Raw genomic sequence first — 14,509 nt, forward strand, 5'->3', positions numbered from 1 at the left:
GGATCACGGGCCTTATACGGTTCAAGTCGGCTCTGGCGCGGCCGTTAAAGAGATGCAGCATAAATGCAATGACGGCTCGATCTAGAGAGCTGCGTCAAACAATTGCTATGTTTTTTTGAACGAATCGCAAGACGGGCGGCATTATACATGGCGTGCCCGACTCCCCAGAGTGCATTTTCTAAAGGTTGTTTCACTGTATGACAGGCGAAATGAACATCCTCCCGCTCCCGCAGGCCACACCGGCGACTGCTCGCCCGCAGGTCGGTGAGCTGCTCAAGCTGCTGACGCCGGTCGAAGGCTTGATCGGCGCCGGGCAGAGTGCCAAAGCCGAGGTGTTGTCGCTGAAGCAGGCGGATCAGACCTTTCAATTGTTGCTCAAAGTGACGCTGGACAGCGGCCGCCAGACCACCGTGCAAGCGACCAGCAATCTGCCATTGCTGCAAGGCACCAGCATTGCGATCACCCAACCCTCGGCCGGCAATCTGGCGATCACTGTGCAACAGGCCATCGCCAGCAGCGTCGCCGCCCTCACCCGCATTGATACGTCGCAATTGCCCGTGGGCACGTTGCTGCAAGGCAAAGTCCTGACTTCGCAGGTACTGCCGCAAACGCCGGGGCAAGCGACGGTATTCCGTTCGCTGGTCAGTTTGCTCAACACCGCGCAGAGCGGCAGCACGCTGACCATCGACAGCCCGCAACCGCTGCGCATCGGCACCTTGCTCTCGGCGTTGGTGGAAGATGCGCAAACCCTGAAATTCCTGCCCCTGAGCAGCCGGCAGGAACAACTGGCCGTCAGTCAGCAACTGGTCGGCCAGCAAAGTCGCCAAGCGTCTCTGAGCGGTCTGCTGAACGCACTGCAAAATCTGCCGGCGGATAACGATCAGACTTCAGCTGACTTACGCGCGGCGGTCGACAAACTGCTCGCCAGCCTCCCCGATCTTCAGCAAATGACCACTTCCAAAGGCGTGGCGCTGGCCTTGGCCAACAGCGGCGCCTTCCTCGAAGCCAAATTGCTCACCGGACAGAACCCAACCCTGACCCCGGACATCAAAGCCGATCTGCTCAAACTGATCGCGCAACTGTCGCCGGGAGCGCCGGGCAACGCCAGTTTCAACGCAATCATCGCGGCCAACACTTTGGCGCAAGCGCTGCCGAGCTTCGTCCGCAATGCCCTCGGCACCCTCGGCCAGGTCAGCGCGAAACCGGTGCCAAGCAGCTTCCCCCTGCCCGACCGCCTGCTGCAAAGCCTGGATGGCGAAGGAGATCTGGAGCATCTGCTGCGCCTCGCCGCCGCTGCTGTGTCGCGCCTGCAGAGCCATCAACTGTCGAGTCTTGAACAGACCGGCGTCACCGATGACGGCCGTCTGCTCAGCACCTGGCAGTTGGAAATCCCCATGCGAAATATGCAAGACATCGTGCCATTGCAGGTCAAATTCCAGCGTGAAGAGGCGCCGGAACGGGAGCCGCAACCGAACGAACGCCGTGACGAACGCGAGCCCAAGCAGCAACTGTGGCGCGTCGATCTGGCATTCGACATGGAACCGCTCGGGCCAATGCAGATTCAGGCGCAACTGGTCGCCGGCAGCCTGTCCGGCCAACTGTGGGCCGAACGGGCGTACACCGCCGACCTGATCGAAAATAACCTGTTCGCCTTGCGCCAACGCCTGCTTGATCGCGGGCTCAATGTCGGCGATATCGACTGCCACCAAGGCACGCCGCCGCAAGGCAACCAAACCCGCCTCGAACACCGCTGGGTCGACGAAACCGCATGAACGATTCCACCGCCCCACGCCAGGCCATCGCCCTCAAATACGACGGCAACCACGCCCCGACCCTCACCGCCAAAGGTGACGACGAACTGGCCGAAGAAATCCTGCGCATCGCCCGCGATTGCGAGGTGCCGATCTACGAGAACGCCGAGTTGGTGCGCTTGTTGGCGCGGATGGAATTGGGCGACAGCATCCCCGAGGAGCTGTACCGCACGATCGCCGAAATCATCGCGTTTGCGTGGAATCTGAAGGGAAAATTCCCCGAAGGGCAGGATCCGGAGGCGCCGATGGTTGAGAAGGACATCACCGATCGCGGGGATGATTATTGAGTCTTCGAAGACGCCTTCGCGAGCAAGCCCGCTCCCACATTGGTTCGGCGTACACCGATCTAATGTGGGAGCGGGCTTGCTCGCGAATAGGCCATCAGCCTTGGCGCAAAATCAGTTTTTGTGCAGTTTGCGCATCAACTCGGCCTCAGCCTGGGTCAACCCGCACGACTGAGTCAGTTCATCAACGCTCGCGCCCATCCCCACCAGTTTCGCCGCTTGGGCGAATGACAGGCTCGACGGGTCGCGTTGTTCCAGTGCAACAAGCTTGTCCGGTAACGGCGCGACGACCGAGCGCAGCTCGTGCAGGGCTTCGCCCATGCGCACGTTGCCGTTCTGGTAGTCGTCGACGCGTTTGGCCAGGTCTTTGATGCGCTGATCACGCAGCGCATCGCCTTGGGCCTGTTGCGCAGCGATTAGTTTCTGCGCCTTGATGTACGCCAGAAACATTGCCAGCGTGCCTGCCCAGAAGAGGAACAGGACAATGACCGCGACTTCAAGAATCAATCAGATGTTCTCCAGATCCGACCATTCTTCTTCGCTCATCATCTTGTCCAGTTCGACCAGAATCAGCAGCTCGCCGTTCTTGTTGCACACGCCCTGGATAAACTTGGCCGACTCTTCGTTGCCGACGTTCGGCGCCGTCTCGATTTCCGACTGACGCAGGTAAACCACTTCGGCCACGCTGTCGACCATGATGCCAACGACTTGTTTGTCGGCTTCGATGATGACGATGCGGGTGTTGTCGCTGATCTCGGCATTCATCAGGCCGAAGCGCTGGCGGGTGTCGATCACGGTGACGACGTTACCGCGCAGGTTGATGATGCCCAGCACGTAGCTCGGCGCGCCCGGCACCGGAGCGATCTCGGTGTAGCGCAGCACTTCCTGAACGCGCATCACGTTGATGCCGTAGGTTTCGTTGTCCAGCTTGAAGGTTACCCATTGCAGGATCGGATCTTCAGAACCCTTTGCCGCCGTCGCCTTGTCGTTCATACCCTAGCCCCTCGAAGTACCGCGTGTGGCGGTTTATGTTTCGTCGCCGGCATTTGTACGCCGGTACTGTCTGTTATGTCGGTTTGTGGTTCGGCTTACTGCCGGACATGTGCTTCGCCCCGCCGCTGGCGATCAACTCGGCCAGTGCAGCGACATCGAGCAAGGCGCACATGTGTTCAATCACGGTGCCGGCGAGCCATGGCCGCTGACCCCGGTGACTTCTCCATTTGATTTCATTCGGATCCAGACGCAACGAGCGGCTGACCTGGTGCACCGCCAGCCCCCACTCGTAACCTTGTACCGAAATCACGTACTGCAAGCCCTGACGGAAGTCATCGCGATAGCGATCCGGCATGACCCAGCGCGCGGTGTCCAGGACTTTCAAATTACCGGCCTGGCTCGGCAGAATGCCGAGGAACCACTCCGGCTGACCGAACAGCGGCGTCAACTCTTGCCCAGCCAGCGAATAAATCGAACCGAGGCACACCAACGGCACCGCCAGGGTTAGCCCGGCAACGTCGAACAGCAGGCATTCGAACGCATCTGCGGCCCACGCCGGGCGGCCATCGGTTTCCACCGGTGGCGGCGTGTTGCTTGGCGGCAGATGCACTTCCACCACGGGCGGAATCAGTGCCTGTGGCGCCGGCGCTTCAATTTCAGGCTCAGGCGCCGGTGGCTCGGGCACTGTCAGCAGTTGTGTTTGCAGCAACGGCGCCAACGTTGAAACCGACGCACGCGTTTCTTCAATCAACGCCACAGGGGCCTTGGCAACAGGCGCTGCGGCAGGTGCGGCAACCGGTGCGGCAGCCTTTTGCGCATCACGCGCCTGCTCTTCCAGCACCGCTGCCTGAAACTCATCCAGCGCCTCAGGCTGCGCTTCGACTACCGCCGGCAATTCTTCCGGAAGATCATTGAGTAAATCCTCCAGATAAGACTGCAACGCCAACTGCGGACGCGAAGTCAGCTTCACCGGCCGATTCATGCGCAGCCCTCTGTAGGAGCTGCCGCAGGCTGCGATCTTTTGCTCTTTTCAAGGAGGCCACACAGCGAAAGATCGCAGCCTGCGCCAGCTCCTACACAAGTCAAAGTCATTCAAGCCACCTGCGCGACAAGTTGCTGCGCCAGCAGATGCTTGAGCAGCGCGCGGTAAGCGAGAACGCCACGGCTCTTGCCGTCGAATTGCGAAGGCGTGACTCCGGCACGGCTGGCGTCACGCAGGCGCGTATCGACCGGGATGTAACCTTGCCAGATCTCTTCCGGAAATTTATCGCGCAGCACGCGCAAAGTACCCAGCGACGCCTGCGTACGGCGATCAAACAGCGTCGGCACAATACTGAACGGCAGCGCCTGTTTGCGTGAACGGTTGATCATCGCCAGCGTGTTGACCATGCGCTCCAGGCCTTTGACGGCGAGGTGTTCGGTCTGCACCGGGATCACCAGTTGCTGACTCGCGGCCAGCGCGTTGACCATCAGCACACCGAGCAACGGCGGGCTGTCGATGATCGCGTAATCGAAGTCTTGCCACAGTTGCGCCAGACTCTTGGCGATCACCAACCCCAAGCCACTCTGCCCCGGTGACTGCCGCTCAAGAGTCGCCAGTGCGGTGCTCGACGGCAACAGCGAAATACGTTCGTCACTGGTCGACAACAGCAACTGCCCCGGCAGGCCTTGCGGCACGCTGCCCTTGTGCAGAAACAGGTCGTAGTTGCTGTGTTCCAGGCTGTCGGGGTCGTAGCCGAAATAGCTGGTCATCGAGCCGTGCGGGTCGAGATCGACCACAACCACGCGCTTGCCCGCCTCGGCCAGCAACCCGGCTAAAGCGATGGAAGATGTGGTTTTACCGACACCACCCTTTTGATTGGCGACTGCCCAGACTCTCATTCGGTTCGTTCCTCCCGGCCGATATGCTCGACCGAGACATAGCTCAGCGTGTTAATGCGGGTGACGGAGAATTGACGGCACTCTCGCGTCCCGGCGTCTTGACCGGGGTCGGTGCAGTTTGTGTGCCAGCGCGCTTCAACGCGGCGTCCGGTTGCGCATTGGCCGTCCCGGTGCCCGTCAGGCTGCGGCGGACATCGAGATTGCGCGACACCACCAACACCACCCGACGATTCTTCGCGCGGCCTTCAACGGTGGCGTTGTTGGCCACCGGTTGAAATTCGCCGTAACCCACCGACGCCAACCGGCCAGGGTTCACACCCTGCATCGCCAGCATGCGCACGATGCTCGCCGAACGCGCCGAGGACAGTTCCCAGTTGGTCGGGTACTGCGCGGTGCGGATCGGCTGATCATCGGTGAAGCCTTCGACGTGAATCGGGTTATCGAACGGTTTCAGAATCGCCGCGACCTTGTCGATGATGTTGAACGCGATATCGCTCGGCATGGCGTCGCCACTGCCGAACAACAGGCTGGAATTGAGTTCGATCTCGACCCACAACTCGTTGCCGCGCACGGTCATCTGGTTGGACGCGATCAAGTCGCCGAACGCGGCGCTGATGTCATCGGAGATGCTTTTCAGCGGATCGCTGGCCCCGGCGATACCGGCATCAATCTGCTCGGCATCCTTGACCAGCGGCTTGGCCGGAGTGGTGGTTTTCGGTCGCTCATCACCGATCGGAATCGGTTTGAGCGCGCGGTCGGAGTCTTTGAAAACACCGACCAGCGCCTCGGAAATTTCTTTGTACTTGCCTTCGTTGATCGACGAAATCGAGTACATCACCACGAAGAACGCGAACAGCAAGGTGATGAAATCCGCGTAGGACACCAGCCAGCGCTCGTGATTGACGTGTTCTTCCTGGTGGCGACGACGAGCCATGAGGTTATTCCCTTAATCCATGAAGCCTTGCAGCTTCAACTCAATGGAGCGAGGGTTTTCACCTTCGGCGATCGACAGGATCCCTTCCAACAACATTTCGCGATAACGCGACTGCCGCAACGCGATTGCCTTCAGCTTGGCCGCCACTGGCAACAACACCAGGTTGGCACTGGCGACACCGTAAATGGTGGCGACGAATGCCACGGCGATACCGCTGCCCAGTTGCGTCGGATCGGCCAGATTGCCCATCACGTGGATCAGGCCCATCACCGCACCGATGATGCCGATGGTGGGCGCGTAACCGCCCATGCTTTCAAAGACTTTCGCGGCTTCGATATCGCGCGCTTCCTGGGTGTAGAAATCCACTTCAAGGATGCTGCGAATCGCTTCCGGCTCGGCGCCATCGACCAGCAGTTGCAGGCCTTTGCGCGAGTAATTATCCGGTTCAGCATCGGCCACGCCTTCCAGACCCAGCAGGCCTTCCTTGCGCGCGGTGAGGCTCCAGTTGACGACACGGTCGATGCCGCCGGCCAGATCAACCCGGGGCGGAAACAGAATCCACGCCAGAATCTGCATGGCGCGTTTGAACGCGCTCATCGGCGATTGCAGCAGCGCCGCGCCGACGGTGCCGCCGAGGACGATCAACGCGGCAGGACCGTTGGCCAGCGCACCGATGTGGCCGCCTTCAAGGTAGTTGCCGCCGATGATGGCGACGAACGCCATGATGATCCCGATAAGGCTTAGAACATCCATCAGATACACGCCTCGACGATGTGCTTGCCGATCTCGTCCAGGCTGTACACCGCGTCGGCGAGGTCAGCTTTGACGATGGCCATCGGCATGCCGTAGATCACGCAACTGGCTTCGTCCTGCGCCCAGATCGAGCTGCCGCCCTGCTTGAGCAAACGCGCGCCTTCACGGCCGTCGGCGCCCATGCCTGTGAGCACCACCGCCAGAACTTTGTCACCGTAGGACTTGGCCGCAGAGCCGAAGGTGATGTCCACGCACGGCTTGTAATTCAGACGCTCGTCGCCCGGCAGAATCTTCACCGCGCCACGGCCGTCGATCATCATTTGCTTGCCACCCGGCGCCAGCAACGCCAGCCCCGGACGCAGGATGTCGCCATCCTCGGCTTCCTTGACGGTGATGCGGCAGAGTTTGTCGAGACGCTCGGCAAACGCTTTGGTGAACGCCGCCGGCATGTGCTGGATCAACACGATCGGTGCCGGGAAGTTCGCTGGCAACTGAGTCAACACCCGTTGCAGCGCAACCGGACCGCCCGTCGAGGTGCCGATGGCAACCAGTTTGTAAGCCTTGCGTTTCGGTGCCGGCGACGAAGCGCTGGCGGCCGGTGCACGGGTTGCAACCGGAGCATGCACTGGCGCTGGACGCACCGCAGCGCTGGTGCTGTGGCTGCTGCTGTGGCTACTGAAACTTGATGCAGTCGGAGCAGGCGTCGGTGCAGGCGCAGCCACTGGAGCCGGCGCACTGTAAGCACTGAAACGACGATTACTGCGCGAGATGCTGTGCACCTTTTCGCACAGCAGTTGTTTGACCTTCTCGGGATTGCGCGAGATGTCTTCGAAATTCTTCGGCAGAAAATCCACCGCGCCGGCGTCCAGCGCATCGAGGGTGACCCGAGCGCCTTCGTGGGTCAGCGAGGAGAACATCAACACCGGAGTCGGGCAGCGCTGCATGATGTGCCGCACCGCCGTGATGCCGTCCATCATGGGCATCTCGTAGTCCATGGTGATCACGTCCGGCTTCAGCGCCAGTGCCTGATCGATGGCCTCTTTACCGTTGGTGGCGGTGCCGACCACCTGGATGCTCGGATCCGCTGAAAGAATTTCCGAGACGCGGCGGCGGAAAAAACCCGAATCGTCCACCACCAGGACTTTGACTGCCATAAACACTCCATTAGGTGCAGCGGAGCGTAATCGCCCCGCCGCCCCGGATTCAAATACGCCGTGCGGCGTAACGCTTGAGCATGCTTGGAACATCGAGAATCAGCGCGATGCGGCCGTCACCGGTGATGGTGGCGCCGGACATGCCCGGAGTGCCCTGCAGCATTTTGCCCAATGGCTTGATGACCACTTCTTCCTGGCCGACCAGTTGATCGACGACGAAGCCGATCCGCTGAGTGCCCACCGAAAGGATCACCACATGGCCTTCGCGCTGCTCTTCGTGAGCGGCGGAGCTGACCAGCCAGCGCTTGAGGTAGAACAGTGGCAGCGCCTTGTCCCGCACGATCACCACTTCCTGGCCGTCGACGACGTTGGTGGTCGACAGGTCGAGGTGGAAAATTTCGTTGACGTTGACCAGCGGGAACGCGAACGCCTGATTGCCGAGCATGACCATCAACGTCGGCATGATCGCCAGCGTCAGCGGCACCTTGATGACAATCTTCGAGCCCTGGCCCTTGGTCGAGTAGATGTTGATCGAACCGTTGAGCTGGGAAATCTTGGTCTTCACCACGTCCATGCCGACACCGCGGCCGGAGACGTCGGAGATCTCGGTCTTGGTCGAGAAACCCGGAGCGAAGATCAGGTTGTAGCACTCGGTATCGCTGAGGCGATCGGCCGCGTCCTTGTCCATCACCCCGCGTTTTACCGCGATGGCGCGCAGCACGTTCGGATCCATGCCTTTGCCGTCATCGGAAATCGACAGCAGGATGTGATCGCCTTCTTGCTCGGCGGCCAGCACCACACGACCGCCACGGGCCTTGCCCGATGCTTCGCGTTCTTCCGGCGACTCGATGCCGTGGTCGACCGCGTTACGCACCAAGTGAGCCAGCGGATCGGCCAGGGCCTCGACGAGGTTTTTGTCGAGGTCGGTTTCTTCGCCGACCAGCTCCAAGTTGATCTCTTTTTTCAGCTGACGGGCCAGGTCACGAACCAGACGCGGGAAGCGCCCGAAGACTTTCTTGATCGGCTGCATCCGCGTTTTCATCACTGCGGTTTGCAGGTCAGCGGTGACCACATCGAGGTTCGACACAGCCTTTTGCATGGCTTCGTCGCCGCTGTTCAAGCCCAGGCGCACCAGACGGTTACGCACCAGTACCAGTTCGCCGACCATGTTCATGATTTCGTCGAGACGTGCGGTATCGACGCGCACGGTGGTCTCGGCTTCGCTCGCCGGTTTTTCCGGTGGCGGTGTTGCCGGTGCACGGGCCGGAGCCGGCGCAGCAGCTTTGGGGGCTTCGGCTTTTGGCTCAGGCTTGGCGACAGGTTTCGGCGCCGCAGCGGCTGGAGCCTTGGCGACTGGCGTGGCCACCGTCGAAGCGCTGCCCGCAGAGGCGGCGCCGACATCGGTGAATTTGCCTTTGCCGTGCAATTCGTCGAGCAGCGATTCGAATTCGTGATCGCTGATCAAGTCGCTGCCGGCAGCGGCGGCCGCTGGAGCAGCAGGCGCAGGTGCCGAGGCAATCGCCGACTCCAGCGCTTCGACGGCGAAGTTGCCTTTGCCGTGCAACTGATCGAGCAACGCTTCAAATTCGTCGTCGGTGATGTCCGAGCTGTCGCCCGCTGCCGGAGCAACCGGAGCCGCTGGCGTCGCCGCTACGGCGTCCGGCGCGAACTGGCCTTTGCCGTGCAGTTGATCCAGCAACGACTCGAATTCGGCGTCGGTGATTTCATCGCTGGCGGCGCTATCGGCCACCGGCGCTGGCGGGGCTTCGGCTTGTGCCTTGACGGCATTCAGCGAGTCCAGCAGTTGTTCAAATTCGTTGTCGGTGATGTCGCCCGAATCGCTTTCCGCGACCGGCGCTTCAACGACTTCTTCGACCGCGACGGCATCCGCCGATTGCGGCTCGGCCAGACGTGCCAGCGCTGCCAGCAGCTCAGGCGTTGCAGCGGTGATCGGTGCGCGTTCACGCACCTCAGTGAACATGCTGTTCACCGCGTCCAGTGCTTCCAGCACCACGTCCATCAGTTCTGCATCAACGCGACGCTCACCCTTGCGCAGGATGTCGAACACGTTTTCGGCGATGTGACAGCACTCCACCAGCTCATTGAGCTGAAGGAAGCCGGCGCCCCCTTTTACAGTGTGGAAACCGCGAAAAATTGCATTGAGCAGATCCGCGTCATCCGGTCGGCTTTCCAGCTCGACCAGTTGCTCGGACAGTTGCTCAAGAATCTCGCCGGCCTCAACCAGGAAATCCTGAAGGATCTCTTCATCGGCGCCGAAGCTCATTAATGGGGTGCTCCTAACAGGTCTAAAAACCTAAACTCAAAATCCAAGGCTGGATAACAAATCGTCCACATCGTCCTGACCGGACACAACGTCTTCTCGTTTATCGGCATGAATCTGCGGACCTTCACCCTGCGAGAGATGTTTTTGTGGATCTTTTTCTGCAAGCATCGCGGCGCGGTCATGTTCGATGCCCGCAAAGCGGTCCACCTGACTGGCCATGAGTACGAGTTTGAGCAAATTGCTTTCGACTTCGGTGACCAGTTGGGTCACGCGTTTGATCACCTGACCGGTGAGGTCCTGGTAATCCTGGGCCAGCAGAATGTCGTTGAGATTGCTCGACACCGCACGGTTGCCCGTGTGGCTGCGCGACAGAAAACCGTCGACCCGGCGCGCCAGTTCGCGGAACTCTTCAGCCCCGACTTCGCGGCGCATGAAACGGCCCCAATCCGTGCTCAGAGCCTGGGCTTCTTCAGCCAGACCATTGACCACCGGCGTGGCGCTTTCCACCAGATCCATGGTGCGGTTGGCCGCAGCTTCCGTCAGCTTGACCACATAGCCCAGACGTTCGGTAGCGTCGGTGATTTGCGACACTTCCTCGGCCTGCGGCATGTGCGGATCGATCTGGAAATTGACGATCGCACTGTGCAGTTCGCGTGTGAGCTTGCCCACTTCCTGATACAGGCCGCGGTCACGGGTCTGATTGAGCTCATGGATCAGTTGCACAGCGTCGCCGAACTTGCCTTTTTCAAGGCTCTCGACCAGTTCGACCGCGTGTTTTTTCAGGGTCGACTCGAAATCGCCCTGTGAAAATTCTTTATGCTCCATAGCTCCCCCGCGCGTTCATCAGCCGATGCGTTCGAAAATCTTCTCGATTTTGTCTTTCAGCGCCTGAGCCGTGAAAGGTTTGACGACGTAGCCGTTCACACCGGCCTGAGCGGCTTCGATGATCTGCTCGCGCTTGGCTTCAGCAGTCACCATCAATACCGGCAGGTGCTTGAGTTTTTCGTCGGCACGCACGTGACGCAGCAGGTCGATACCGGTCATGCCCGGCATGTTCCAGTCCGTTACCAGAAAGTCGATGCTTCCGCTGTTGAGCACTGGAATGGCAGTGGTGCCATCGTCAGCCTCGACGGTGTTGGTGAACCCAAGATCACGCAGCAGGTTCTTGATGATCCGCCGCATCGTTGAGAAGTCATCAACGATGAGGATTTTCATGTCTTTGTTCAATTCGACCTCCAAGCAGTCTTAAACGCGCCCAGCACCTGGACGCGCCACTTCAATCAATCGGCGCAGCACTCGAAGACTGTCTGGAGCACAACAGAGCAAGACCGGTGCCGTTCATCACCGCACCAGCCTCGTTCGCAGTGTCCCCACACTGCCTTCAGCGCGCTCGCCACTCCCCCAAACGCCCCCGCAAACGGGCCGCGCACTGGCTGTGTAACTGGCTGACCCGCGATTCACTGACGCCAAGGACTTCACCGATTTCCTTGAGGTTCAGCTCTTCGTCGTAGTACAGCGCCAACACCAGTCGCTCACGCTCCGGCAAATTGGCAATCGCGTCCGCCAGCGCCGCCTGGAAGCGTTCATCTTCCAGATCGCGTGACGGCTCAAGATGAGCACTCGCGCCATCCTCGTGCAGCCCTTCGTGTTCGCCGTCCTGCAACAGATCGTCGAAACTGAACAGGCGACTGCCCAAGGTGTCATTCAAAATCCCGTAGTAATCGTCGAGACTCAATTGGAGTTCGGCCGCAACTTCGTGATCTTTAGCATCACGGCCGGTTTTAGCTTCAATTGAGCGAATTGCGTCGCTGACCATCCGGGTATTGCGGTGAACCGAGCGTGGTGCCCAATCCCCTTTGCGCACTTCGTCGAGCATCGCGCCGCGGATTCGAATGCCCGCGTACGTTTCGAAACTGGCGCCTTTACTGGCGTCGTATTTGGTCGAGACTTCAAGCAGGCCGATCATCCCGGCCTGGATCAGGTCTTCAACCTGCACACTTGCCGGCAACCGCGCCAGCAAGTGATAGGCAATGCGTTTGACCAGCGGCGCGTAACGCTCGATCAGCTCGTACTGAGCGTCGCGTGCCGACTTCTTGTAGTAATTCATACCGCTAGCGGTCATAGCACGGGCCCTGCCGTTTGCTGCACGAGGCGCTCGACAAAAAACTCAAGGTGGCCGCGCGGGTTGGCGGGCAGCGGCCAGGTGTCGACCTTTTGCGCGATGGCCTTGAACGCCAGCGCGCACTTGGAACGCGGGAAGGCTTCATAGACAGCGCGCTGCTTCTGCACCGCTTTGCGCACGCTTTCGTCGTAAGGCACGGCGCCGACGTATTGTAAGGCGACGTCGAGGAAGCGATCCGTGACCTTGGTCAACTTGGCGAACAGGTTGCGACCTTCTTGCGGGCTCTGCGCCATGTTGGCGAGGACGCGGAAGCGGTTCATGCCGTAATCGCGGTTGAGCAGTTTGATCAGTGCGTAAGCGTCAGTGATCGAGGTCGGCTCATCGCAGACCACCAGCAACACTTCCTGCGCTGCGCGAACGAAACTGACTACCGAGTCACCAATACCTGCAGCGGTGTCGATCACCAGAACGTCGAGATTGTCGCCGATGTCACTGAAGGCCTGAATCAGGCCGGCGTGTTGCGCCGGGCTCAGATGAACCATGCTCTGCGTGCCGGACGCGGCCGGTACGATGCGGATCCCGCCGGGACCTGCAACAGTACGTCGCGCAGCTCACAGCGGCCTTCGATGACATCGGCCAGAGTGCGTTTGGGTGTCAGGCCCAGCAGAACGTCGACGTTCGCCAGTCCCAGATCGGCGTCCAGCAGCATGACCCGACGGCCAAGCTCTGCCAGCGCCAGAGACAAGTTCACTGACACGTTAGTTTTGCCGACGCCACCTTTGCCGCCGGTCACCGCGATCACCTGTACGGGATGCATGCTGCCCATGTTATTTCTTTACCTTGTCTTGCATAGACGGAGGCCACATTACTGGCTGCGCGTTCACAAACGGAACAATGCATGGCAGACCATCGATGTAGGTACAAAAACTGTTCATGAATACCTCAGCCTACCTGCTTGGTGGGGCTGTGGTAGATATCAGCGAACATGTCAGCCATGGCTTCTTCGCTGGGTTCTTCCTGCATTTGCACGCTGACGGCGCGGCTGACCAGTTGATGACGGCGCGGCAGATGCAAATCATCCGGAATCCGTGGGCCATCGGTCAGGTACGCGACCGGCAATTCATGACTGATCGCCAGGCTTAACACTTCGCCAAGGCTGGCCGTTTCATCCAGTTTAGTCAGGATGCACCCGGCGAGCCCGCAACGCTTGTAACTGTGATAAGCGGCGGTTAGAACCTGTTTCTGGCTGGTGGTTGCCAATACCAGATAATTTTTTGAACGGATGCCACGCCCGGCGAGGCTTTCGAGCTGCATGCGCAGGGCCGGATCGCTGGCTTGCAGGCCGGCGGTATCGATCAGCACCACGCGTTTGCGCAGCAATGGATCCAGCGCCTGCACCAGCGACTGGCCCGGATCAACGTGGGTCACCGGCACATTGAGAATGCGGCCCAGGGTCTTCAGTTGTTCCTGCGCGCCGATGCGGAAGCTGTCCATGCTCACCAGCGCGACATTCTGCGCGCCGTATTTCAGCACATAACGTGCGGCCAGTTTCGCCAGCGTGGTGGTCTTGCCCATGCCGGCAGGGCCGACCATGGCGATCACACCACCCTCTTCCAGCGGCTCGACTTCCGGCACGGCAATCATTCGCGCCAGATGCGCGAGCAGCATGCGCCAGGCCTGACGCGGCTCTTCGATGTCGCTGATCATCGACAGCAGATCACGCGACAGCGGGCCAGACAGACCGATGCGTTGCAGACGGCGATACAGATTGGCTTGCGCCGGACGGCTGCCCTGCAGTTGATTCCAGGCCAGTGTGCCGAGCTGCACTTCCATCAGCTCGCGCAGGCTGTTCAATTCAAAACGCATCGAATCCAGTGCGCGTGGATCGACGCCGCCGGAGGACTGCGCCGGTGCCGGGGCTGGACGCGCTGGCGCGGCGTAGGTCGGCTCCGTCAGCGGTTCAGCGGCGGTCAACGGCAGGCCAGCGGTGAGTGGCAGGCCGGCAAAGATCTGGCGATTGCTATTGCCATCGGCTTCGCCACGCAGGCTCAGCTCGGCCTGGGCGGTGACGATGCGCGACTGGGTCTTGCGCAGCTCGTCTTCGAGTTCCATGTTCGGAACCCGTGGCGCCAGCGCCGACAATTTGTAATCGAGCGCAGCCGTCAGCTCGACACCGCCGGCAATGCGGCGGTTGCCAATGATGGCGGCATCAGCGCCCAGCTCATCACGAACCAGCTTCATGGCCTGACGCATATCGGCGGCGAAAAAACGCTTAACTTGCATGAACCACTAC

General features: G+C 60.4%; 14 protein-coding genes and 1 pseudogene. 2 read left to right on the forward strand and 13 right to left on the reverse strand.

All coding sequences use genetic code 11. The features are described 5' to 3' along the window. Positions 1-197: 197 nt before the first annotated feature. Together fliK and ACZZ0D_RS16230 are read left to right on the forward strand one after the other, a co-directional pair. Positions 198-1,772, forward strand: coding sequence for a flagellar hook-length control protein FliK (gene fliK, locus ACZZ0D_RS16225; protein WP_463553769.1), 1,575 nt, complete (start codon positions 198-200; stop codon positions 1,770-1,772). Beyond that, positions 1,769-2,098 (forward strand): EscU/YscU/HrcU family type III secretion system export apparatus switch protein, encoded by a 330-nt coding sequence (locus tag ACZZ0D_RS16230; RefSeq protein ID WP_463553770.1) that lies wholly within the window; start codon positions 1,769-1,771, stop codon positions 2,096-2,098. Before fliK ends, ACZZ0D_RS16230 begins: the two co-directional genes overlap by 4 nt. 111 nt (positions 2,099-2,209) lie before the next feature. Here ACZZ0D_RS16230 and ACZZ0D_RS16235 read toward each other — a convergent pair whose 3' ends face one another. The 13 genes and pseudogenes from ACZZ0D_RS16235 to flhF form a co-directional block, all read right to left on the reverse strand. Further along, a complete protein-coding gene (locus tag ACZZ0D_RS16235; RefSeq protein ID WP_159812664.1) occupies positions 2,210-2,602 on the reverse strand; it encodes a DUF2802 domain-containing protein in 393 nt (130 codons plus the stop codon). After that, a complete protein-coding gene (locus ACZZ0D_RS16240) occupies positions 2,603-3,088 on the reverse strand; it encodes a chemotaxis protein CheW (protein ID WP_053118413.1) in 486 nt (161 codons plus the stop codon). A 73-nt stretch (positions 3,089-3,161) separates the two neighbouring features. Beyond that, complete coding sequence (locus tag ACZZ0D_RS16245; protein WP_463553771.1) at positions 3,162-4,070, reverse strand: CheW domain-containing protein; 909 nt, start codon at positions 4,068-4,070, stop codon at positions 3,162-3,164. A 110-nt stretch (positions 4,071-4,180) separates the two neighbouring features. Beyond that, the gene (locus ACZZ0D_RS16250) at positions 4,181-4,969 is read right to left on the reverse strand and encodes a ParA family protein (protein WP_053118409.1); all 789 of its coding nucleotides are present in this window, start codon (positions 4,967-4,969) and stop codon (positions 4,181-4,183) included. A 43-nt stretch (positions 4,970-5,012) separates the two neighbouring features. After that, on the reverse strand, positions 5,013-5,903 hold the full coding sequence (gene motD, locus ACZZ0D_RS16255; RefSeq protein WP_053118407.1) for a flagellar motor protein MotD: 891 nt from the start codon (positions 5,901-5,903) through the stop codon (positions 5,013-5,015). A gap of 12 nt (positions 5,904-5,915) precedes the next feature. Further along, positions 5,916-6,656, reverse strand: a complete 741-nt coding sequence (locus ACZZ0D_RS16260; RefSeq protein ID WP_159812660.1) for a flagellar motor protein — start codon at positions 6,654-6,656, stop codon at positions 5,916-5,918. Beyond that, positions 6,656-7,810, reverse strand: coding sequence for a protein-glutamate methylesterase/protein-glutamine glutaminase (locus tag ACZZ0D_RS16265; protein WP_282353822.1), 1,155 nt, complete (start codon positions 7,808-7,810; stop codon positions 6,656-6,658). Before ACZZ0D_RS16265 ends, ACZZ0D_RS16260 begins: the two co-directional genes overlap by 1 nt. 49 nt (positions 7,811-7,859) lie before the next feature. Then, positions 7,860-10,094 (reverse strand): chemotaxis protein CheA, encoded by a 2,235-nt coding sequence (locus ACZZ0D_RS16270; protein WP_463553772.1) that lies wholly within the window; start codon positions 10,092-10,094, stop codon positions 7,860-7,862. Between the two features lie 36 nt (positions 10,095-10,130). Beyond that, positions 10,131-10,919: a protein phosphatase CheZ gene (locus ACZZ0D_RS16275; protein WP_053118398.1), complete on the reverse strand. Its 789-nt coding sequence runs from the start codon at positions 10,917-10,919 to the stop codon at positions 10,131-10,133. Positions 10,920-10,937: 18 nt separating this feature from the next. Beyond that, entirely contained in the window at positions 10,938-11,309 is a 372-nt protein-coding gene (locus tag ACZZ0D_RS16280; protein ID WP_024012118.1) for a chemotaxis response regulator CheY, read from the reverse strand. 166 nt (positions 11,310-11,475) lie between these two features. Then, positions 11,476-12,216 (reverse strand): RNA polymerase sigma factor FliA, encoded by a 741-nt coding sequence (gene fliA, locus ACZZ0D_RS16285; protein ID WP_007920004.1) that lies wholly within the window; start codon positions 12,214-12,216, stop codon positions 11,476-11,478. Then, positions 12,213-13,042, reverse strand: a pseudogene (gene fleN / locus ACZZ0D_RS16290) (flagellar synthesis regulator FleN). The gene fliA and the pseudogene fleN overlap by 4 nt, the downstream one beginning before the upstream one ends. Positions 13,043-13,158: 116 nt before the next feature. Continuing rightward, on the reverse strand, positions 13,159-14,499 hold the full coding sequence (flhF, locus tag ACZZ0D_RS16295; protein WP_053118396.1) for a flagellar biosynthesis protein FlhF: 1,341 nt from the start codon (positions 14,497-14,499) through the stop codon (positions 13,159-13,161). Positions 14,500-14,509 lie beyond the last annotated feature (10 nt).

The sequence above is a fragment of the Pseudomonas sp. AC193 genome (assembly GCF_979258075.1).